Source organism: Pseudomonas sp. E1MeOHC2 (assembly GCF_058745025.1).
Genome location: NZ_CP196675.1, coordinates 5466416 through 5483979, shown reverse-complemented (window position 1 = coordinate 5483979; position 17564 = coordinate 5466416). Strand labels below are relative to the sequence as shown.

General features: G+C 63.3%; 19 protein-coding genes and 1 pseudogene. 4 read left to right on the top strand and 16 right to left on the bottom strand.

Annotated elements, in window-relative coordinates:
• Nucleotides 1-256 precede the first annotated feature (256 nt).
• Nucleotides 257-1057: a WaaZ-like lipopolysaccharide core biosynthesis protein gene (locus ACSSU5_RS24860; RefSeq protein ID WP_492560114.1), complete on the top strand. Its 801-nt coding sequence runs from the start codon at nt 257-259 to the stop codon at nt 1055-1057.
• A 77-nt stretch (nt 1058-1134) separates the two neighbouring features.
• Nucleotides 1135-1635, top strand: a complete 501-nt coding sequence (locus ACSSU5_RS24855) for a methylated-DNA--[protein]-cysteine S-methyltransferase (RefSeq protein ID WP_264313168.1) — start codon at nt 1135-1137, stop codon at nt 1633-1635.
• A gap of 30 nt (nt 1636-1665) precedes the next feature.
• On the opposite strand, the gene ACSSU5_RS24850 is transcribed toward ACSSU5_RS24855, so the two are convergent.
• The 3 genes from ACSSU5_RS24850 to ACSSU5_RS24840 form a co-directional block, all read right to left on the bottom strand.
• Complete coding sequence (locus tag ACSSU5_RS24850) at nt 1666-1908, bottom strand: hypothetical protein (protein WP_264313169.1); 243 nt, start codon at nt 1906-1908, stop codon at nt 1666-1668.
• A complete protein-coding gene (locus ACSSU5_RS24845) occupies nt 1905-2648 on the bottom strand; it encodes a carbon-nitrogen hydrolase family protein (protein WP_492560113.1) in 744 nt (247 codons plus the stop codon). Before ACSSU5_RS24845 ends, ACSSU5_RS24850 begins: the two co-directional genes overlap by 4 nt.
• A gap of 62 nt (nt 2649-2710) precedes the next feature.
• The gene (locus ACSSU5_RS24840) at nt 2711-3241 is read right to left on the bottom strand and encodes a DUF3016 domain-containing protein (RefSeq protein ID WP_264313171.1); all 531 of its coding nucleotides are present in this window, start codon (nt 3239-3241) and stop codon (nt 2711-2713) included.
• Nucleotides 3242-3316: 75 nt separating this feature from the next.
• Here ACSSU5_RS24840 and ACSSU5_RS24835 point away from each other — a divergent pair, with 75 nt between their 5' ends.
• The gene (locus ACSSU5_RS24835; protein WP_492560112.1) at nt 3317-4042 is read left to right on the top strand and encodes a metallophosphoesterase; all 726 of its coding nucleotides are present in this window, start codon (nt 3317-3319) and stop codon (nt 4040-4042) included.
• Here ACSSU5_RS24835 and ACSSU5_RS24830 read toward each other — a convergent pair.
• Together ACSSU5_RS24830 and ACSSU5_RS24825 are read right to left on the bottom strand one after the other, a co-directional pair.
• Entirely contained in the window at nt 3990-4604 is a 615-nt protein-coding gene (locus ACSSU5_RS24830) for a LysE family translocator (protein WP_492561364.1), read from the bottom strand. The genes ACSSU5_RS24835 and ACSSU5_RS24830 overlap by 53 nt on opposite strands.
• Before the next feature lie 65 nt (nt 4605-4669).
• Nucleotides 4670-5494: a helix-turn-helix domain-containing protein gene (locus tag ACSSU5_RS24825; protein ID WP_492560111.1), complete on the bottom strand. Its 825-nt coding sequence runs from the start codon at nt 5492-5494 to the stop codon at nt 4670-4672.
• Nucleotides 5495-5624: 130 nt separating this feature from the next.
• On the opposite strand from ACSSU5_RS24825, the gene ACSSU5_RS24820 reads away from it, so the two are divergent.
• The gene (locus ACSSU5_RS24820) at nt 5625-6248 is read left to right on the top strand and encodes a LysE family translocator (RefSeq protein ID WP_264313175.1); all 624 of its coding nucleotides are present in this window, start codon (nt 5625-5627) and stop codon (nt 6246-6248) included.
• Here the strand turns inward: ACSSU5_RS24820 and ACSSU5_RS24815 are convergent.
• The 11 genes and pseudogenes from ACSSU5_RS24815 to ACSSU5_RS24765 all read right to left on the bottom strand — a co-directional run.
• Nucleotides 6245-7062, bottom strand: a pseudogene (locus tag ACSSU5_RS24815) (autotransporter outer membrane beta-barrel domain-containing protein); the annotation flags it as partial. The gene ACSSU5_RS24820 and the pseudogene ACSSU5_RS24815 sit on opposite strands and share 4 nt — an antisense overlap.
• A gap of 316 nt (nt 7063-7378) precedes the next feature.
• Nucleotides 7379-7654 carry a peptidylprolyl isomerase gene (locus tag ACSSU5_RS24810; protein ID WP_009686637.1) on the bottom strand — a complete coding sequence of 92 codons (276 nt, stop codon included), beginning with the start codon at nt 7652-7654 and terminating at the stop codon, nt 7379-7381.
• 36 nt (nt 7655-7690) lie between these two features.
• Complete coding sequence (locus ACSSU5_RS24805; RefSeq protein ID WP_492560110.1) at nt 7691-9649, bottom strand: acetoacetate--CoA ligase; 1959 nt, start codon at nt 9647-9649, stop codon at nt 7691-7693.
• 69 nt (nt 9650-9718) lie between these two features.
• Entirely contained in the window at nt 9719-10198 is a 480-nt protein-coding gene (eco, locus tag ACSSU5_RS24800) for a serine protease inhibitor ecotin (protein ID WP_492560109.1), read from the bottom strand.
• 56 nt (nt 10199-10254) lie between these two features.
• Entirely contained in the window at nt 10255-11025 is a 771-nt protein-coding gene (hbdH, locus tag ACSSU5_RS24795) for a 3-hydroxybutyrate dehydrogenase (protein WP_492560108.1), read from the bottom strand.
• Nucleotides 11026-11051: 26 nt separating this feature from the next.
• The gene (locus ACSSU5_RS24790; RefSeq protein ID WP_264313179.1) at nt 11052-12068 is read right to left on the bottom strand and encodes an ABC transporter permease; all 1017 of its coding nucleotides are present in this window, start codon (nt 12066-12068) and stop codon (nt 11052-11054) included.
• Nucleotides 12068-13126, bottom strand: a complete 1059-nt coding sequence (locus ACSSU5_RS24785) for a microcin C ABC transporter permease YejB (RefSeq protein ID WP_492560107.1) — start codon at nt 13124-13126, stop codon at nt 12068-12070. Before ACSSU5_RS24785 ends, ACSSU5_RS24790 begins: the two co-directional genes overlap by 1 nt.
• Nucleotides 13123-14958 carry an extracellular solute-binding protein gene (locus ACSSU5_RS24780; RefSeq protein WP_492560106.1) on the bottom strand — a complete coding sequence of 612 codons (1836 nt, stop codon included), beginning with the start codon at nt 14956-14958 and terminating at the stop codon, nt 13123-13125. Before ACSSU5_RS24780 ends, ACSSU5_RS24785 begins: the two co-directional genes overlap by 4 nt.
• Nucleotides 14959-15022: 64 nt before the next feature.
• On the bottom strand, nt 15023-15304 hold the full coding sequence (locus ACSSU5_RS24775; protein WP_264313181.1) for a peptidylprolyl isomerase: 282 nt from the start codon (nt 15302-15304) through the stop codon (nt 15023-15025).
• 79 nt (nt 15305-15383) lie between these two features.
• Nucleotides 15384-16445, bottom strand: coding sequence for a 3-deoxy-7-phosphoheptulonate synthase (locus ACSSU5_RS24770; RefSeq protein ID WP_264313182.1), 1062 nt, complete (start codon nt 16443-16445; stop codon nt 15384-15386).
• Between the two features lie 550 nt (nt 16446-16995).
• Nucleotides 16996-17547, bottom strand: a complete 552-nt coding sequence (locus tag ACSSU5_RS24765; RefSeq protein ID WP_492560105.1) for a YbhB/YbcL family Raf kinase inhibitor-like protein — start codon at nt 17545-17547, stop codon at nt 16996-16998.
• Nucleotides 17548-17564 lie beyond the last annotated feature (17 nt).

Here is a 17564-nt window from a genome sequence, read left to right as displayed (position 1 = left end):
CCAGGCAGAGACCTAAGTATTAGTCCGGTTGTGGATTACCATCAAGGAGGCTCATGAAGAAACGACGAATGAACGAGTACTGACTTTGCGGGTCTGTAGATGCACAGCACCTGTCTGGAAAACGGTGTTAGCTCATTTAATTTTTGGACATATCTAGACCCATCAGTCGCTTTGTGTAAGGTTTATGTAAAAGCGCTCGATGTGCGTACAAGGACCGGTATCGTGTTTTGTACTGTCCAGTCCAAAGTGGCAAATGATGAACACACTTCCGTCGCAGCCAAGCGCTGAACGCGGGGCGTTCTCCAGTTTTGAGGCGTGTCGCAATACCCAACAAGGCCCCGTGGTGATTCTGGCCTCGGGCGCATCAGCAAAACATTTCCCACTGGGCGACTTTGCCCATTTGCCAATCATCGCCATGAACGGTTCGGTTTCCATGACTGCCGAGCATGGTGTGAGGCCGTTCTTTTACGTGTGCACCGACAAGAGTTTTGGGCAACAGCAACCTGAGCTGTTTGCTACCGCCCTGCGTGACAGTCAACGCCTGGCGTTGTGGCCAGAGCAGTTTCAGGGCGCCGATATTCCAGCCTCCAGCGAATGTTATGCCTTGCACAAGGCACACACGCCAGGCTTGCTCGACGGCATGCGCGGGCATGGAGACAGTTGCGTCTGCAAGCGTGCGTTGTGGAGCAAACGGTCCCGCTCGATCGCCTTCAGCAAGGACCTGTCGCAGGGCTTCTTCGATGCTCGCACAGTCGCTTATGTGGCCCTGCAACTGGCGTATCACCTGGGTTTCGAAGAGGTGCTGCTGGTGGGGGTGGACCTTGACCAGACGGTGGGGCGCTTCTACGAAACCGCGGACGGTGAACACTCGCCCTGTGGCCTGGACCAGCATTGGGACAGCCGTATCCTGCCGTCACTGACGCTGATGGCGCGGCACGTGGTGAATGAGCATTTTCACGTTTACAACCTGTCGGCGGCTTCGCGTATTCCGGCCGAGTTGATTCCCAAGGTCGATCTCAGCGAGGCGAGGCGCATTGCCGGCTGTGGGATTGGTTGAGCAAGAAAGCGGGTGCGCACAGCCTTGGGCATGCGTAGAGTGCGCTGACTGTCTAGTACCCTGCAGGAGCCCCCCTGATGTCCAGCGCCTTCACCTTCATGCAATCCCCCGTCGGCACGCTGACGCTGGTGGCCCGTGGCGAGCGGCTGGCAGCGGTGTTGTGGGAGGAGGAGCGAGAGAACCGCGTGCGCCTCGGTGAGCTCCACCGCGACGATCACTGCCCGGTTCTGCTGGACACCGCCCGCCAGTTGGGCGAGTACTTTGCCGGCACGCGGCGGCGCTTTGACCTGGCGTTGGACTTTGTCGGGACGCCGTTTCAGCGCCAGGTGTGGGATGCCTTGCTGACCATCCCTTTTGGGGAAACCCGCAGCTACGGCGACATCGCCCGGCAGATCGGCAACCCTAGCGCGGTCCGTGCGGTGGGCGCGGCCAATGGTCGTAACCCGATCTCCATCATTGCGCCTTGCCATCGGGTGATCGGCGCTTCGGGCAGCCTCACCGGTTTTGCCGGAGGGCTTCAGGCGAAGCAGTATCTGCTGGCGCTGGAGGGGCGGGAAAGCCTGGCATTGGCGCTTTGAACAGGGCAATGCGGCGCTTGCTCGCGTCAGTCAGCCGACCCAGCTGGCGATCAGGCAGGCCACCAGCGCCAGCGCTGACCCGGCCATCAAGGTGTACTGCCGGTGGGCCCGTCGCGCATGGGGCCTGACTTCGCGCAGGTACTCGCCAGGCGTCGGGGCATCGGGCCGATGGCGCAGGCCCTCGGCGATATCGGCCAACTGACCCTGGATCAACAGCCCGACCAGATAATGAATGGACGCGTAGCTCGCCAGCGTCAACAACAGATACTTCACGCAGGGAACGTCCCCAACGCTACGGCAGTCGCGCTGTCGTTGGTGGTATCCAGCACAATCAGGCCTTCGCAGCTGTCATCCAGGCTGGCCAACAGCCGCCCCTGGCTATCCCATGCCGCAGACCCGCCTGCGCCAACGAATGTATCGGCTGGCCCGACGCAGTTGGCCAGCAGTACGCTCAAGCCCAGCGTGCGAGCGACCTCGCGGTAGTGTTCGTAGCCTTCACCAATGCCCTTGGCGGTTTTCGCCACACTCACCAGGTACACCTGCGCACCCTGTGCGCGCGCCTCTGCCGCATGGTCGATGAACATCGACTCGTAACAGATGGCAGGCGCCACCCGAAGCTCGTCCAGCTCGAATACCAAGGGTTGATCGCCTGCGACGAAGTAGGGCAGTTCATCGCTGTGCAGGCGCTGTTTGGCATAGGCCTGACGGGGCGCACGCGGGCTCAGGATTGGCATGCCGATGCGAATGCCGTCAGGGGTTGGCAACGGCAGACCCACGGCAACCGAGAGGCCATGTCGATCGCACAGCGCCTGCAGCGGGTCGAGCCGCGACGATGACAGGGGCAAAGCAGCTTGGCGGGCCAGGGTCGGTTCGTAGCCGGTCAATGAAAGTTCAGGAAACACCACCAGCTCGGCACCCAGCGCCGCCGCCTGCTCGATGCAATGGAGGTGGCGTTCGAGGTTGCCCTGGACGTCGCCCTTGAGCGACGCCAGTTGCACGGCGCAGAGTTTCATCAACACATCCTTCCCTGGTACAGGTCCAAAGGCCGAGCTTACTATCGGCGGCAACACCTGTACTAGTGAAGGATTGTTAAGGACGCCGGATGCGGCGCGAAGCGCTGGCGGAACCAGTCGTTGAGCATGGCCTTTTCGGCATACAGGCGGTCGCTGCTGCTGGTCACGCGCCCTGGGCGGCTGAGGTACATCTTGTCGCTGACTCGCTCCTGGGCGTGCTGGGCGGGTTTGCCGGGTTGGTTGAGGGTGTAGCTGAGGTCGATGGTCGGCCAGGTGATTTCGCGCATGAAGCGCACGTCGTAGGCACGACTGTGCCAAGGCTCGAAACGCCCGGCCAGGTCGATGTCGCGGATGTCGATCACCAGTTGCTGGTCGGCTTGCAAGTAGCGCTTGCCCAGTTTCTGCAGGTACTCGGTCAGGGTCTTCATGACATAGGCATCGGCACCGCGCTCATACCCGGCACTGTCGAGGCTGGCATCGCGGAATTTTTCGGGATGGTCGAAACGCACCTCGACCTGCGCGGCCGGGGCGCCTTGTGCCATGCTGTCCAATGACAGCGCCATGAGCACGGCACACACGAGGGCGGTACGCATGATGCACCTCCGGGGCGGTTTGCGTGTACCCCCATTCTACGCCTGCCATGGGCGCCCCAGCAGAGGGAGATTGTAATGAGCCGGTTTCGACGGATAGCCGCCAATACCCAGGGGCGCGATCTGGCAGTAGGGGATATCCACGGGCACTTCGGGCGCCTCGTCCGGTGCCTGGAAGCGGTCGGGTTCAACCCAGCGGTGGACCGGCTGTTCAGCGTCGGCGACCTGGTCGACCGCGGCCCGCTCAGCCAAGCGGCGCTGGCGTGGCTGGACTGCCCTTGGTTCCATGCGGTGCAAGGTAACCATGAGGCGCTGGCGATTACCTACCTGCGTGGCGGCCGGCTCGACCTTCAGATGTACTACGCGGCCGGTGGAGGCTGGTTTCTCGAACTGCCCAGTAGGGAGCAGGCGCGCTTCGTCGAACGCTTCGAGCAGTTGCCGATCGGCATGGAGGTCGAAAGTGCATCGGGCCTGATCGGCCTGTTGCATGCCGACAGCCCGTTTGCCGATTGGTCCGTGTTGCGTACCTGGCTGGAACGGGATGACGACCCCGAGGTGCGTGAGGTCTGCCAATGGTCGCGGCGCCGGCTGAAGGTGGGCGACACCCAGCCCGTGCAAGGCATCCGTGCCTTGCTGGTCGGGCACACGCCCGTGCTTGAGGTCAAGCAGCTGGGCAATGTCTGGCACCTGGACACCGGTGGCTGGGCCAGTGGCCATTTCAGCCTGATCGACCTGGCAACCCTTGAACTGGTCAGCCCCGAGCAAGGTGCACGATCAATGCGCCGGCCAACAGCATCAACATGACGCCCGAGGCCCGTTCCAGCCAGGGCAGGGTCCGGGCGAAACGCTGCAACACGCGCTGATTGCCGATGGCCACGGCTACCAGCAAGTCCCAGAGCAGCACGATGCTGAACATCCAGCTCGCATAGGCCACCTTCCAGCCGACGCTGCTGCTGCTGACCATGCTGGCGAGGCTGGCGTAGAACAGTGCGTTCTTGGGGTTGAGAATGCCCGACACAAAGCCCATCGCACCGCTGTGCCACCAACCCTGCATGGCCCCGTTGCCAGCGACCGCAGCCAGGCTGGAGTGGCCCGCATGCCGCAAGAACTGGCTGCCGATATACAGCAGGTAGGCCGCGCCGGCCAGTTGCAAGGCGATAAACAACGTGCTGCCTTCGCGCAGTATCGACAACCCGGTAAACGCCATGGCAATGAAGGCGCCATTGGCCACAGCGATACCCAGGCACGCGCCGCTGGCGGTGCGCCAACCGCTACTGATCGAGGTGCGTGCAACCAGGAAAAAGTCCGGCCCGGGTGAAAGCAGGGCAAGGAAGTGGGCGAGGGCGATGATCAGGAACTGCTCCATGGGCGCGACGACTCTGGCAGGGGAAAGCCGCAGTCTGGCGTCGGGCATGGGGCGCGTATTGAAGATTATTGCGCAGGGCTTGAACCGCCACGGTACTGCCCGGGCGTTACCCCCACGTGGGCCTTGAACACCCGCTGAAAGTGGCTTTGGTCGGCAAACCCGAGCTGGTAGGCAACCTGGGCCAACGCCTGGCCCTGGTTCAGCAGTTGGCGCCCGCGATTGACCTTGGCATTGATCAGGTAAGCATGGGGTGTCAGCCCGGTCGCGGTGCGAAACGCTCGGATCAACTGATAACGCCCCAGGCCTGTATCACGGGCCAGCAACGCAAGGCTCAATTGTGCAGGGTCCTCTGCCTCGATCTGGTCGACCAGGCCACTGAGCATGGAGGGCCCCAGTGCGGGTTCCGCCTCCAGCATCGGATACATGCAGAAGTCCTGATCCCCCAGGAAGGCAATCAGCGCCGCCTCTTTCTCGCCAGGGCTGGCACTGGAAAACAGCAGCGCGTTCAGCACGCAAAATTGACGGTACAGCTCGGGAGCGCGGCTGATACGGGCCGGCTCGCCAGGTTGTGCACCCCGCAGCCCGGACTCTATGCGCAGCTGCGCCAACCAGTCGGCATCCACATGCAGCATCTGGTAGCTCCAGGCCTGGCCAGGCTCTGGGTTGCAGGCGTGCACACGCCTTGCCGGGACCATCACCAGGGTGCCGGGTGTCAGGCGTTGCGGGCCACTGCTTGCGCCGGTAAACAGGCTGAAGCCAGCATCCACCGCGCCCATGGAAAAGGTCGGATGGCTATGGGCCTTGTAGCAGGCGCGGCTGTGGCACGCGCGGCGGCTTTCGACGAAGGGCAGGGCAGCATCGCGCCAAACAGCGGCTTGTGAGCGGGGCATGAAGGGGTCCTCGGCAAGGGCAAAAGCTTAACAGTTGCAGGTGACCCATACAGTTTTTTCGCCTGGCTGTAGCTTGACCCCGTGTGCGTCTGCAGTCGAAATAGGCGCCTGATGTCAGAGGAAAACAATAATGGATCTTGCCAGCCTGCTGCTGTTCATCCCCGCCTGCTTCGCCCTGAACATGGCGCCCGGGCCCAACAACCTGCTGTCGTTGCACAATGCCAGCCGCTATGGCCTGCGCACGGCCTGCGTGGCCGGTGGCGGGCGCATTGTCGCCTTCAGCGGCATGATCGCCTTGGCGGCCATGGGCCTGGCGGTGGTGCTGCATACCAGTGAATACCTGTTCCTCGCCATCAAGGTGATTGGCGCTGCGTACCTGTTCTACATTGCCTGGCAGCTGTGGCGTGCACCCGTGGGCGAGGCGGTGGTGGCGGATGATCACCCACGCGGCACCTGGCGCCTGGCGCGGCAGGAGTTTTGGGTGGCGGCGGGCAACCCCAAGGCCATCCTGATCTTTACCGCTTTCCTGCCGCAGTTCATCTCAGTCGGCAGCGCCACCCCGGTGAGCGAGCAGTTCCTCTGGTTGGGCGTTTTGTTCCTGCTGCTTGAGTGGGCGGCCATTGCCATTTATTCAGGCTTGGGCGCTTACATGCAGCGCTGGTTCAGCCAACCAGGGCCGCGCCGGATGTTCAACCGGGTCAGCGCCTCCTTGCTTGGCTGCGCTGGCCTTGGCCTGTTGGCGGCCCGCCGCTAGAACTGCCAGCGAACTCCCAGGTTGACGCCGCTGGCTTCCTGCTGGCGGCTGTCCAGGTTGGTGCTGTACTGCACCCCGCCATGCAGGCTCAGCGCTTCACTGACTTGCGCGACCACGCCGCTTTCGAGTTGCACCGAGGTGTAGCGGTAGTCGGTCTTGATTCTGTCTATGCCATCGAAGGTCAAGGTGTCGCGGCCACCGTCGCCATGCCACAGATTGACCTGCGCATACGGCTGCAGCAGACGCCCGCTGGTGCCAGTGAAGGTGCCTGCAAGGCGTGCACCCAGGCGCCCGGTGAGTTCCACCTGGGCGTCGTGGCTGATGCGCGAGACGCTGTCGCTGGCGGTGTCCAGCGAGACTTTCTGGGCGATCAACTGGGCTTGCGGCTCCAAGGTCCAGCGTTGCGACAAGGCGATGGGGTAGCCGGTTTCCAGCGAAGCGGTCCAGGCATGGCCATTGAGGTTCAACTTGTCGCCACGGTTGGAGCGCGCCCGGCCATCGAGGTCGGTGTACTGCAGCACAGCATCCAGGTACCCACGCTGTGGCTCAACCAGCGTCCAGTAAACGCCGACGCTATCGCCATCGAGTTTCAGGTCACCGACACTGCGGTTTTCCACCGCCAGGGCAAAACCTTTGACGTCGGCTTCCAGGCGACTGTGGCTGACGTACAGGCCCACATGCTGGCGATAGTCGTTGTCATTGACCTTTGCATACAGGTCCTGACCTACCTTGAAACCGCCATAGGCCTGGCCCCAACTGGCGGGCAACCCCCTTGGCCGGCCAGCAATTGTAAATCATCGAAACCTTGCCCCTGGTTCAATGACTGGAGCGTGCCGCCGGTCATGGTGAAGGTATCGATTTGCTGGGTTTGTACGACCGCACCCAGGGTTTCGCCGGGCAAGACGGTCAATGAGGCTGGGTAGCCAAGCGAGGGCAGGACAAGCAGTGGCAGCGCGGCAGGTGAAAGCAAACGGTGATAACGCATCGGCAGGTCTCCGGGTCCTCTGGAAGGGGACCACTACCTGGAACGGCACTTGCACGTGCCGCCTCGGTCCTGCCGGAGTTGTAGGGAAATGCCGGGCGTTGAACAACTGGCAATAATGCTAGGTGGCTGGTGGCCACCTGGGGTTTCAGTCGCGGTAGAAGGTCTGCACCAAGTGGTAGCCGAACTTGCTCTTGATCGGCCCATGCACCACGCGCAGCGGTTTTTTGAAAATGACTTGGTCGATGGCGCCGACCATCTGGCCGGGGCGCACCTCACCCAGATCACCACCGCGCTTGCCCGACGGGCAGGTGGAGAACTTCTTCGCCAGCACGTCGAAAGCCTCGCCATTGGCGATGCGCTGCTTGAGCTTTTCGGCTTCGTCAGCGGTCTTGACCAGGATGTGGCGGGCTTGAGCTTTCATGGGGCACCTGTGCTTCGGGGTAAAAAAAGGGCGCTATTATGCCTGATCGCGCAGCTCTTTGCGGTCGCGGAACTGCTCCAGCGCCTCGGGGTTGGCCAGTGCGTCGGTGTTTTTCACCGGTAAACCGTGCACCACATCGCGAATCGCCAGCTCCACCAGCTTGCCGCTGATGGTACGCGGGATGTCGCTCACCTGGGCAATCACCGCAGGTACATGGCGCGGCGTGGTGTACTGGCGTATCACCTGGCGGATGCGTTGGCGCAAGGCGTCGTCTAGCTGCAGGCCATCTTGCAGACGCACGAACAGCACCACGCGCACATCGCCTTTCCAGTCCTGACCGATGGCGACGCTTTCCAGCACCTGCTCGACCTTTTCCACCTGGCGGTAGATCTCTGCGGTACCGATGCGCACCCCGCCAGGGTTGAGCACGGCATCGGAGCGGCCGTGGATGACCATGCCGCCGCTGGCGCGTTGCTCGGCATAGTCGCCCTGGGCCCAGACGCCTGGAAACTGGCTGAAGTAAGCTTCATGGTAACGGCTGCCGTCGGGGTCATGCCAGAAGCCCAGCGGCATGGACGGAAAAGGCTGCAGGCATACCAGTTCGCCTTTTTCGTCGTACACGCTCTGGCGCTGCGCATTCCAGACCTCCACCGCCATGCCCAGCCCTTTGCACTGGATTTCGCCGCGATGCACGGGCAGGGTCGGGTTACCCAGCACGAAGCAGGACACGATATCGGTGCCGCCGGACATGGACGCCAGGCACACATCGGTCTTGACCTTGCGGTAAACGTAGTCGTAGCTGTGCGGCGACAGTGGCGAACCGGTCGAGAGGATCAGCCGCAGGCTGTCCAGCCGATGACTGCTTGCAGGCTCAAGGCCTGCCTGTTCGAGTGCGGCCAGGTACTTGGCGCTGGTACCGAAGGCGTGGATGCCCTCGGCGTCGATCAGGTCCAGCAGCCGCTCTGGCCCAGGGTGGAAAGGCGAGCCGTCATACAGCACCAGTGTGGCGCCTACGGCCAGGCCGCTGGCCAGCCAGTTCCACATCATCCAGCCGCAGGTGGTGTAGTAGAACAGCACATCATCGGCCTTGAGTTCATTGTGTAGGCTATGTTCCTTGAGGTGCTGCAGCAGCACGCCACCGGCGCGGTGGACGATGCACTTGGGCACGCCGGTGGTGCCGCTGGAGTAGAGGATGCACAGTGGGTGATCGAACGGCAGCGCGGTGAACCGGGGCACGCCACCGGGCTGGAAAAAGCCCTCCCACAGGTCGACACGGGCCGCGTGGAATTCGTCGGCGCGTGTCGCGCTGCGGGTATGGGGCACCACGATCAGTTGCTCAAGGCCTGGCAACTGGGCGCACACCTGGTTGACCTTGTCGACCTGATCGATGGCCTTGCCGGCATAGTGGTAACCGGCGCAAACAATCAGCAGCTTGGGGGTGATCTGACCGAAACGGTCGATGATGCCGTGCACACCGAATTCGGGTGAAGCGCTGGACCAGACCGCGCCGAGGCTGGTGCAAGCCAGCATGGCGACCAGGGTTTCCCAGGTATTGGGCATTACGGCGGCGATGCGGTCGCCCGGTTTGACACCGGCGGCCTCGAACGCCCGTTGCAGCCCCGCGACCTGGGCGGCCAATTGCGCATGGGTCAGCACCCGGCGCTGGCCGTCTTCGCGCACGGCGATCACTGCCGGGCGGTCGTCGCGCCGGCGCAGCAGGTGTTCGGCGTAGTTGAGGGTGGCCTCGACGAACCACTGGGCATCGGCCATCTGCGGCCCTTCGCGCAACACGTGGGTCGGCGGGTGTTGCCAGATGACATGAAAGTATTCGGCAAGGCTCTGCCAGAAGCTTGCCCGCTGCTCGATGCTCCAGCGGTGCAGTGCCTGATAGTCGTTCAATTCGAGGTTGTAGCGCAGATTGACCCAGCGGCGGAACGCAACCATCCGGCTGGCTTCGATCTGTGCGGTGGAGGGGCTCCAGAGTACGTCGTTCATGGCGAACCTCCCGTTGTTGGGAGTAAGAGCAGCACAAGGCTGCTCCACCGCCGGTGTTAAGTGGCCTTGTTATTCCACTTTAGCCTTTTGCACCTCTGCCGAGGCCGACCATACGCGGTATCGCACCTCGACATCATTGGGCACATACACCACCACCGGCAACTTGCTGTTGTAGCGCAGCATGAAACCTTCACCCACCACGGGTACAAAGGCGTCGGTCTTCTTGCCATCCGGGCAGGCCATCAGTGTGCTGGCAGGGCCGCCGACCTTGTCCAGGCGGTAGTAGTTGTAGCCCCAGCCTTCGAGGGTACGTTCCTCAAGGCTGCCGGCCAGGCGCTGGCGGTTGCAGTCGACCTTGAGCGTTTTGCCCGCGAGAATTTCCAGTTTGTAGGCCGATTCATCGGCCTGGGCTGGTAGGTGGATGACCTGCCGGGTGTAGCCTTTTTCCGCCTCGGGATAGGGCGCGACGTCCTTCAGGCTGGCGGCCATTGCCGGAGCGGCAGCAGCCAGGGTCAAGGTCAGGATCGCGGACAGTGGGGTTGGGCGCATGAAGGCCTCCTTGCAGTTGAATAGGTGCGAGACTCGTGCCAGATCTACGCCGGCCCTCACTGGGCCAGCCAGCCGCCGTCGACATTCCAGGCGGCACCGCGAACCTGGCTTGCGGCCTCGCTGCACAGAAATAGTACCAGCTCGCCCAAGTGCTCGGGGGTGACGAAGGCCAAGGAAGGCTGCTTCTCGGCCAGCAACGCCTGCTGTGCCTGCAACGGTTCGACACCCTGTGCGGCGCGATCGTCGATCTGCTTTTGCACCAGCGGGGTCAGCACCCAGCCAGGGCAGATGGCATTGCAGGTGACATTGCTGGTGGCGGTTTCCAGGCCCACGACCTTGGTCAGGCCGACCACGCCATGCTTGGCCGCCACGTAGGCGGCCTTGCCGGTCGAGCCCACCAGCCCGTGCACCGACGCGATATTGATGATCCGCCCCCAGTTGCGTGCGCGCATGCCGGGCAGGGCCAGGCGGGTGCCGTGGAACACTGCCGAAAGATTCAGGGCGATGATCTTGTCCCAGCTTTCGACCGGAAACTGCTCCACCGGCGCCACGTGCTGGATACCGGCGTTGTTGACGAGGATGTCGACGCCGCCGAACTCACGTTCGGCCATGGCGAACAGCGCTTCGATCTGTGCCACGTCGGACAGGTCGGCGGGGTGATGGGCGACCTTTACGCCGTGGCGGGCAATTTCGGCCATCGCCGGTGCCGGGTCGCCAAAACCGTTGAGCAGGATGTCGGCTCCGGCACGGGCCAGCACCTGGGCGATGCCCAGGCCGATACCGCTGGTGGAACCGGTGACGAGTGCAGTCTTGCCTTTGAGGGTCATGCGGGTGCTCCTACAGGGATAGTGCATTAACCACGCGGGTCAAACGCCTCGCGCAGCGCATCGCCGATAAACACCAGCAGCGACAGAATCACCGCCAGCGCGAAAAACGCGGTAAATCCAAGCCAGGGGGCCTCCAGGTGCTGCTTGCCCTGGGTCACCAGTTCACCCAGAGAAGCACTCCCCGCCGGCATGCCGAAACCCAGAAAGTCCAGTGCGGTCAAGGTGGTGATTGCCCCGGTCAACATGAACGGCACATAGGTCAGGGTGGCATTCATGGCATTGGGCAGGATGTGCCGCAGCATCACCTGGCTGTCTGGCAACCCCAGCGCCCGCGCAGCTTTCACGTACTCCAGGTTGCGCCCCCGCAAGAACTCGGCACGCACCACGTCTACCAGGGCCAGCCACGAGAACAGCGCCATGATCCCCAGCAACCACCAGAAATCAGGCTCGACAAAGCCGCTGAGGATGATCAACAGGTACAGCACCGGCAACCCCGACCAGACCTCCAGCAAGCGCTGCCCGAGCAGGTCGACCCAACCGCCGTGGTAGCCCTGCAAGGCCCCGGCGGTTACGCCGATCAGCACGCTGACCACGGTCAAGGCAAAGGCGAACAGCAGCGACACCCGGGTGCCGTACAGCACCCGGGCCAGCACATCGCGGCCCTGGTCGTCGGTGCCGAGCCAGTTGCTCGCGCTGGGCGGGCTGGGGGTTGGCACTTGCAGGTCGTAGTTCGGTGTGTCGGCACTGAATGGGATCGGTGCAAACAGCATCCAGCCGCCTTGGCCCTCGATCAACTGGCGCACGTAGGCACTGCGGTAGTCCGGCTGGAACGGCAACTGGCCGCCGAATTGCTGCTCGGTGTAACGCTTGAGGGCCGGGGTGTACAGCTCACCCTTGTAGCCCAGCAGCAAGGGTTTGTCGTTGGCTACCAGCTCCGCGCCCAGGCTCAGCAGCAAAAGCGCGGCGAACAGCCACAGCGAAACCCAGCCGCGGCGGTTGCGACGAAAGCGTTGCAGGCGGCGGCGCGAAACGGGCGAGAGCATCAGTTGGCCCTCGTGTCGAAGTCGATGCGTGGGTCGAGCAGGGTGTAGCACACATCGCCGATCAGGCGGATCAACAAACCCGTCAGGGTGAAGATGAACAGTGTGCCGAACACCACCGGGTAGTCACGCGACACGGCCGCCTCGTAGCTCATCCGCCCAAGCCCATCGAGGGAGAAGATCACTTCGATCAACAGCGACCCCGCGAAGAACACCGTGATCAGCGCCTGAGGCAGCCCGGCCACCACCAACAGCATGGCATTGCGCAGCACGTGGCCGTAGAGCACGCGCCGTTCGCTCAGCCCCTTGGCCCGGGCCGTGACCACGTATTGGCGGGAGATCTCATCGAGAAAAGCATTCTTGGTCAGCAGCGTCAGGGTGGCGAAGCCGCCGATCACCAGTGCGCCGACCGGCAGCACCAAGTGCCAGAAATAGTCGGCGACCTTGCCCAGCAGGCTGAGCTGGTCGAAGTTTTCCGACACCAGGCCACGCACGGGGAACCAGTTGAGCGACGTGCCACCGGCGAACAACACGATCAGCAACAAGGCGAACAGAAACGAGGGCAGGGCATAGCCGATCACGATCAGCGCGCTGCTCCAGGCATCGAAGCGGCTGCCATGGCGCACGGCCTTGCGGATGCCCAGCGGGATCGAGACCAGGTAGGTGATGAGTGTGGCCCAGAAACCCAGCGACAAGGTGACCGGCAGTTTGTCGAGGATCAGGTCAGTGACCTTGGCCCCGCGAAAAAAGCTCTGGCCGAAGTCAAGGCGGGCGTACTGGCTGAGCATCAGCCAGAGGCGCTCGGGGGCTGATTTGTCGAAGCCGTACTGGTGCTTGATCGCTTCGATCAGTTTTGGGTCCAGGCCACGGGTAGCCCGCGACTCGCCATGCGCCACCTCGGCACGGGCGCCGGGTGCGCCGCCGCCGATACCCTGCAAGCGCGCCACCGCTTGCTCCACCGGCCCCCCCGGCGCGGCCTGGACGATTGCGAAATTGACCAGCAAAATCGCCAGCAGCGTGGGGATGATCAGCAACAGGCGACGCACAATGTAGGCCGTCATGGTGAGGCCTTCAGGCGCTCGGCCATCTGCGTGTTGGTCAAGGGGGTAGGGCTGACTTCCCACCAGGTGTCCAGGCCTTCGTCATAGGCGGCCTGCACCTTGGGCAGGCCAAAGCGGTTCCACCAGGCCGTGGAGCTGCCGGGTGGGTAGTAGTTGGGGATCCAGTAGTAGTTCCACTGCAGCACGCGGTCCAGGGCATGGGCGTGGCGCAGCATGTCGGCTTGAGTGCTGGCGCGCACCAGGCCATCGATCAGGCTGTCCACGGCGGGGTCCTGGAGCACCATCAGGTTGTTCGAGCCAGGGTCATGGGCCGCTGCCGAGCCGAAGTAGTTGTACAGCTCGGCACCCGGCGACAGCGTGACCGGGTAGCCGGTCACGATCATGTCGTAGTCACGTGCCATCAGGCGGTTGACGTACTGGGCCGAGTCGACATTGCGGATGTTCAGGGTGACACCGATCTGCGCCAAGTTGCGCTTCCATGGCAGCAGCAGGCGTTCCAGGCCAGCCTGGCCGTTAAGGAAGGTGAATTCCAGCGGCTCACCCTGGGCGTTCACCAGGCGGTCGCCCTCGGGGTGCCAGCCGGCTTGCTGCAACAAGGCCAGCGCTTGCAGCTGTTGCGCGCGGATAATGCCAGTGCCATCGGTGACCGGGGCCGTGAATACTTGATCGAAGACCTCATCCGGCACTTGGCCGCGCAAGGGCTCCAGCAGTTCAAGCTCGCTCGCGTCCGGCCGTTCGCGGGCAGCCAGCGCGGTGTTGGAGAACACGCTCTGTTGACGGATGTAGAGGTTGCGCATCATCTGCCGGTTGCTCCACTCGTAGTCCCAGAGCATGCCCAGCGCCTGGCGCACGCGGCGGTCGTGAAACGGCGGCTTGTCCAGGTTGAACACGTACCCCTGCGCAACTTGCGGCTTGGCCGGGCCCAGGTGAGCGCGCTGCAGGCGGCCGTCGTCCAGCTGCGCGCCGTTGTAGCCGAGGGTGTAGGCCGTGGCGGAAAACTCGCGGTTATAGTCGTAGCCGCCCCCTTTGAGCACTTGCCGCGCCACTTCGGTGTCGCCGAAGTATTCGATACGCAGCGTGTCGAAATTGTAGCGGCCGCGGCTGACTGGGAGGTCTTTGGCCCACCAGGTCGGGTTACGTTCAAAGGTGATGCTGCGGCCATTGTCGATCCGGCCGATGCGATACGGGCCGCTGCCGACCGGTTTGTCGAAGCCGGCCCCGTTGGCGAAATCGCGCTGCTGCCAGTCATGCTCGGGCAGCACCGGCAGGCCTGCCAGGTCCAGCGGCAGGGTGCGGCCGTGGGGCTGCTTGAAGTCGAAGCGCACGCGGTGGGGGCCTTCGACAGTCACCCCAGTGACATCGGCGAACTGGGTGCGGTATTTGAGGCTGCCTTTGCTCATCAGCAGCTCAAAGGTGAAACGCACGTCTTCGGCGCGCACCGGTTTGCCGTCGGCGAAGGTGGCGCGTGGGTCGATTTCGAAACGTAGCCAGGCATCGTCGGGGCCACGCTCCATGCGCCGGGCAATCAGACCGTAGACGGTGTAGGGTTCATCGAACGCGCGCACGGCCAATGGCGCGTAAAGCCAGCCATCGACTTCGTTGACGCCGATGCCTTTGTCGATGTACGGCAGAATATGGTCGAACTGGCCGATCTCGAGGGCCGAGCGGCGCAGCATGCCGCCCTTGGGGGCGTTGGGGTTGGTGTAGTCGAAATGGCGGAAGGTTTCGTTGTAGCGAGGGGCTTCGCCGTAGACGGTCAAGGCGTGGGTAGGTGCGGCGTGGGCGTTAGGGGGAAGGCACAGGATCAATGCCAGCCAGCCCAGGCGATACAAACCCCGGCAGCAGCACCAGGGTGCTGCTGCAGAGGTTGAGTCGTTCCTGAGGAACAACCTGGTATCAGTCCTGACGGCTGGTCACTTCCAGCAGGTGATAACCGAACTGGGTTTTCACCGGGCCCTGGACAACGTTCAGCGGCGCGCTGAAGACCACGGTATCGAACTCACGCACCATCTGGCCCGGGCCGAACGAGCCCAGGTCGCCGCCTTGGCGGCTGGATGGGCAGGTGGAGTTGGCCTTGGCGACTTCAGCGAAATCGGCACCCGCTTCGATCTGGGTTTTGAGTTCGTTGCATTTGTCTTCGCTGCTGACCAGGATGTGGCGGGCGGTGGCACGTGCCATGGGTACTGCTCCTTAGGGTAAAAACGCAAGCCTAGCGCACTTGTTCGGGAAATGTCTCGCAAGGCATGTTGGCGACTGCCTACAGTTTTTGTGCCGCCTCGCGCAACAGTGTTTCAGTCGATGCCCAACCCAGGCAGCCATCGGTGATCGACACGCCGTACTTGAGTGCGCCTTTGCCCAAGGCCTGGCAGCCATCGAACAGGTGCCCTTCGATCATCACGCCAACAATCGAGCGGTCACCGGCCACGCGCTGGGCCAGCACGTCCTCGAACACTGCGGGTTGACGGGCCGGGTCCTTGCCGCTGTTGGCATGGCTGCAATCGACCATGATCCGCGCCTGCAAGCCCACCTTGGCCAAGCCCTGGCGAGCCTGGGCGATGCTTGCCGCATCGTAGTTCGGGCCTTGGTGGCCGCCCCGCAAGACCAGGTGGGTATCGGGGTTGCCCAGGGTCTCGATGATTGCCGGATGGCCCTGCGCATCCATGCCGAAGTGGCGGTGCGGGTGGGCGGCGCTGCGCATGGCGTCGCAGGCGATGCCGATACCGCCGTCTGTGCCGTTTTTGAAGCCCACCGGCAATGCAAGGCCGCTGACCATTTCGCGGTGCACTTGCGACTCGGTGGTGCGTGCGCCGATGGCGGCCCAGCCCAGCAGGTCATCGAAGTAGCCCGCGGCCATCGGTTGCAGCAGTTCGGTGGCTATCGGCAGGCCGCGCTCGATCATGTTCAGCATCAAGCCACGGGACAGGGCGATGCCGGCATGCATGTCGTCGCTGCCATCGAGGTGCGGGTCGTAGGCCAGGCCTTTCCAGCCCACCGTGGTACGGGGCTTTTCGACGTAGGCGCGCATCACCAGCAGCAGCTTGTCATCCACCTCGCGGCTCAGCGCGGCCAGGCGATCGGCGTATTCCAGGGCCGAGCGCGGGTCGTGGATCGAGCAAGGGCCGACCACCACCAGCAGGCGTTCGTCGCGGCCTTCGAGGATGGCGCGGATGGCCTGACGATGGGCATGGACTTGCTGGGTGAGCTCGGTGGACAGCGGCATTTGCTGCTTGAGCAGATGGGGGCTGGGCAGACGCTGGCTGACAGTGGTGTTGGCGGCTTGCGGTTGGGTCAGGGGCAGGGCGAGGTTCGAGGCGTGCATGGCGTTTTTCCCTGGGCGGACGGCGGGTTCTGGCCCGCGCGGTCGGCCCTATCGAGGTGTTCGACAGATCGTTGAATGTGTGTTGTCTGCAGCGTTGCCACCCTTGAAGGACGACCGAACGGAGGCGGCAGGCTGGCCCGAACGGGATTGGCTAAATCGCCAGGCATAGGTGCTTGCGTCGTAATAAGTGGCGTAGTTCATGAATGTGTCCTCAACGTAAATCGGTAATGTTCAAAGGCCTGAAAAGCAAAACCCCCGGTCGGGGAGCCGACCGGGGGTTTGAGTATTCTCATGTTCGGCGGCCCTCGAAAGTGGGCGCCGTGTGGGTATCAGCGGCGCCTAGTGGCTAAACCAATACCCAAAGTAATAGCTGGCAGGGGCCATGCTACCGGCAACAGCCAGCACAGGGCGCAGGGTGCGACCGGTGTGGTTGGCGTGATTGCAGGTGTGTTTCGGCATGTTGCTCTCCAGTGAATGAGCCCGAGCTTACTTCAGATCAGGCGCGGCGTTCAATGGGTAAATGCTATGGGGGCGATCATTGTGGCTAATGTCAGTGGCCATAGCGCCCTACAAGGGTTTGCCCGCCCAAGGCATGGCCTTGCAGCAATTCCAGCAGCCCATTGCGGTCGAGCTCCGCTGGCAGGATGCCGGGTGCCAGGTCGGTGGCGATCAACGTCAGTGTGTAGTGATGTGGGTTGTCCCCAGCGGGCGGGCAGGGGCCTCGGTAGCTGGCGGTCCCACGGGAATTGCGCCCCACCGTGACGGCGGGGGTGGTTTGCCCGGCTACGCCTTCTTTCAAGCCGTCCAGGGCCGGGTCGATGTTGTAGGCGACCCAGTGCACCACCCCAAGGCCCTTGCCGCCGTCGGGGTCGAGCATCACCAGCGCCAATGACTGGGTGCCTGCTGGCAGGTTGTCCCAGCTCAACTGCGGGGTGCGGGCTTCGCCGGCACCACAGGCCGGGTCAGGCCCCACCTGTTGCAGGGCAATCACCCCGCCGTCGGTGAACGAGGATGAACTGATCGACAAGGCGCCAGAGCCCGGCCCTGCGGCCAGTGCGCTGAATGGCAGCAGGGCTGCGAGCAGCCAGGGTTTGACGTTCATGGCAATTCCTTGGCAGG

What these genes read in the sequence shown, in the direction of transcription:
- ACSSU5_RS24765 (WP_492560105.1), bottom strand. Translation starts at nt 17,547, where the DNA reads ATGAACGTCAAACCCTGGCTGCTCGCAGCCCTGCTGCCATTCAGCGCA.
- ACSSU5_RS24775 (WP_264313181.1), bottom strand. Translation starts at nt 15,304, where the DNA reads ATGGCACGTGCCACCGCCCGCCACATCCTGGTCAGCAGCGAAGACAAA.
- ACSSU5_RS24845 (WP_492560113.1), bottom strand. Translation starts at nt 2,648, where the DNA reads ATGAAACTCTGCGCCGTGCAACTGGCGTCGCTCAAGGGCGACGTCCAG.
- ACSSU5_RS24820 (WP_264313175.1), top strand. Translation starts at nt 5,625, where the DNA reads ATGGATCTTGCCAGCCTGCTGCTGTTCATCCCCGCCTGCTTCGCCCTG.
- ACSSU5_RS24785 (WP_492560107.1), bottom strand. Translation starts at nt 13,126, where the DNA reads ATGACGGCCTACATTGTGCGTCGCCTGTTGCTGATCATCCCCACGCTG.
- ACSSU5_RS24770 (WP_264313182.1), bottom strand. Translation starts at nt 16,445, where the DNA reads ATGCACGCCTCGAACCTCGCCCTGCCCCTGACCCAACCGCAAGCCGCC.
- ACSSU5_RS24860 (WP_492560114.1), top strand. Translation starts at nt 257, where the DNA reads ATGAACACACTTCCGTCGCAGCCAAGCGCTGAACGCGGGGCGTTCTCC.
- ACSSU5_RS24830 (WP_492561364.1), bottom strand. Translation starts at nt 4,604, where the DNA reads ATGGAGCAGTTCCTGATCATCGCCCTCGCCCACTTCCTTGCCCTGCTT.
- eco (WP_492560109.1), bottom strand. Translation starts at nt 10,198, where the DNA reads ATGCGCCCAACCCCACTGTCCGCGATCCTGACCTTGACCCTGGCTGCT.
- ACSSU5_RS24805 (WP_492560110.1), bottom strand. Translation starts at nt 9,649, where the DNA reads ATGAACGACGTACTCTGGAGCCCCTCCACCGCACAGATCGAAGCCAGC.
- ACSSU5_RS24855 (WP_264313168.1), top strand. Translation starts at nt 1,135, where the DNA reads ATGTCCAGCGCCTTCACCTTCATGCAATCCCCCGTCGGCACGCTGACG.
- hbdH (WP_492560108.1), bottom strand. Translation starts at nt 11,025, where the DNA reads ATGACCCTCAAAGGCAAGACTGCACTCGTCACCGGTTCCACCAGCGGT.
- ACSSU5_RS24840 (WP_264313171.1), bottom strand. Translation starts at nt 3,241, where the DNA reads ATGCGTACCGCCCTCGTGTGTGCCGTGCTCATGGCGCTGTCATTGGAC.
- ACSSU5_RS24810 (WP_009686637.1), bottom strand. Translation starts at nt 7,654, where the DNA reads ATGAAAGCTCAAGCCCGCCACATCCTGGTCAAGACCGCTGACGAAGCC.
- ACSSU5_RS24835 (WP_492560112.1), top strand. Translation starts at nt 3,317, where the DNA reads ATGAGCCGGTTTCGACGGATAGCCGCCAATACCCAGGGGCGCGATCTG.
- ACSSU5_RS24790 (WP_264313179.1), bottom strand. Translation starts at nt 12,068, where the DNA reads ATGCTCTCGCCCGTTTCGCGCCGCCGCCTGCAACGCTTTCGTCGCAAC.
- ACSSU5_RS24825 (WP_492560111.1), bottom strand. Translation starts at nt 5,494, where the DNA reads ATGCCCCGCTCACAAGCCGCTGTTTGGCGCGATGCTGCCCTGCCCTTC.